The 2,134-nt window shown below is 64.4% G+C and carries 3 protein-coding genes; 1 reads left to right on the forward strand and 2 read right to left on the reverse strand.

The annotated features are described in order from the left end of the window. The coding region (locus EOA23_RS34075; protein ID WP_145966587.1) for a GNAT family N-acetyltransferase at nt 1-337 on the forward strand (337 nt) is incomplete at its 5' end. Between the two features lie 46 nt (nt 338-383). Here the strand turns inward: EOA23_RS34075 and EOA23_RS34080 are convergent. Next, entirely contained in the window at nt 384-1,901 is a 1,518-nt protein-coding gene (locus EOA23_RS34080) for a DegQ family serine endoprotease (protein ID WP_127307263.1), read from the reverse strand. Between the two features lie 142 nt (nt 1,902-2,043). Then, a partial coding sequence (locus EOA23_RS37100) for a DUF2065 family protein (protein WP_127307264.1) occupies nt 2,044-2,134 on the reverse strand: 91 nt, incomplete at its 5' end.

Consider the following 2,134-nt stretch of genomic DNA (forward strand, 5'->3'; position numbering starts at 1 on the left):
GTCCGGAACGGAAGACATAGACGTGCTGGCGCCCGGCACGATTGAGATCGGCTGGCGGCTGGCGCCCGAATTCTGGGGCAAGGGCTATGTCACCGAGGCGGCGGAAGCCTGGCTCGCCTTTGGTTTCGAAACGCTTGGCGTCGGCGAGATCGTATCGTTCGCGGTCGCGGATAACCATCGTTCGATCGCCGTCATGAAGCGGCTCGGCATGCGAGCCGATCCCGGTGCCGATTTCGATCACCCCAGCGTCCCAGACAGCCACCCGCATCTCAAGCGTCATGTCATGTACAGGCTGTCGCGCGAGGTCTGGGAGGCACAAGAAAGGGCGGCTCGTTAGCCGCCCTATTCATTGAAACATCAATCGCTTGCTGAACGATCCGGACTCAATCCATCCGGATCGTCACGAAACGCAGTTCCCCGGTCTTCGAGGCCAGCATCAGGAGCGCGTTCTTGCGGCCCTGCTCCTTAAGCGCTCCGATCCGGTCCATCACGTCCTTCGGCGTGCCGACCGATTCCTGCGCGATCTCGGTGATCACCTCGCCGGGCTGGATGCCGCGCTCGGCCGCGGGCGAATCCTTGGCGACATCGGTGACGACCACGCCGGACACGTCGGCGGCGATGCCGAATTTCTGCCGCGTCTGGTCGTTGAGCTCGCCGACCGTCATGCCGAGCACGGAGGCCGTCGACACCGGAGGCGTTGCCTTATCGCCACTGCCCTGATCGGTGCTGCCGTTCTCGCCGCTGGCCAGTTTCTCGCCATCCTCGAGCCGGCCGAGCGTCACCTTGACCGTCTGCTCGACGCCCTTGCGCACGATGACGACATCGACTGCCTTGCCGACCGGGCTTTCCGCCACGACGCGCGGCAGGTCCCGCATTTCATGGATATCCTTGCCGTCGAACTTGATGATGACGTCGCCGGCCTGGACCGTGCCATTATCGACCGGCCCGCCCTTGATGACGCCGGCCACCAGCGCACCCTTGGCGGTTGCCATGCCAAGGCTTTCGGCGATGTCGTCCGTCACCGGCTGGATGCGCACGCCCAGCCAGCCGCGCCGCGTCTCGCCATACTGGCGGAGCTGGTCGACGACGCCGGCGGCAAGCTGCGAGGGGATGGAGAAACCGATGCCGATGGAGCCGCCCGACGGCGAGATGATCGCCGTGTTGATGCCGATGACCTCGCCGGCGGCGTTGAACAGCGGACCGCCGGAATTGCCGCGGTTGATGGCGGCGTCGGTCTGGATGAAATCGTCATAGGGACCGGAATTGATGTCGCGGTTGCGCGCCGAGACGATGCCGACCGTCACCGTGCCGCCCAGGCCGAATGGATTGCCGATCGCCATCACCCAGTCGCCGACGCGCATCTTGGTGGAATCGCCGAATTTCACCGCCGTCAGCTTGTGGCCCTTGGGGTCGACCTTCAGCACCGCGACATCGGTCTTGGTGTCTGTGCCGACAAGCGTCGCCTTCAGCGTGATGCCGTCGGAGAAATTGACCTCGATGTCGTCGGCATCGGCGATGACATGGTTGTTGGTCACCACGATGCCCTGCTCGGCGTCGATGACGAAGCCGGAGCCGAGCGACTGCACTTTCTGCCCGCCGCCGCCCTTGTCGCCGCCGCGGTTCTTGAAGAAATCGTCGAAGAAATCCTGGAACGGCGAGCCCTCGGGCAGTTGCGGCATCGGCACCGCGCCCGGTCCTTCCGTGCCCTTCACCGTCTGCGAGGTCGAGATGTTGACCACCGCGCCGAGCAGGCGCTCGGCGAGATCGGCGACCGAAGGCGGCCCGTCGGAGGCGACCGTCGGCGTGACGAAGGACGGAACGGCAACAATGCCGACCGCGAATGCGGTGGCGCCGGCGAAGACCATACGCCGCGCCGCGCGCAACAGGGTGTCGGATATCATCATGGCCTCCCGATTGTTCTGAAAAGGAAAGACGCATCCGCAAAGGCGCCTGTCCGGTTCATGTTGGCAAAAAATACGGCACGTTTGCGGCTATAGCTATCGGCGCAAGATAAATCGTCAATCGCTTGGGCACCAAGGAATATCATAAGCCGCGGAGCCAGACGATGCCGACGCCGACGGCGATCGCCACCAGCCCGCCGACCCGCAGCACATTTTCCGGCATCGACAGCACC

Source organism: Mesorhizobium sp. M2A.F.Ca.ET.042.01.1.1, from assembly GCF_003997405.1.
GTDB lineage: Bacteria > Pseudomonadota > Alphaproteobacteria > Rhizobiales > Rhizobiaceae > Mesorhizobium.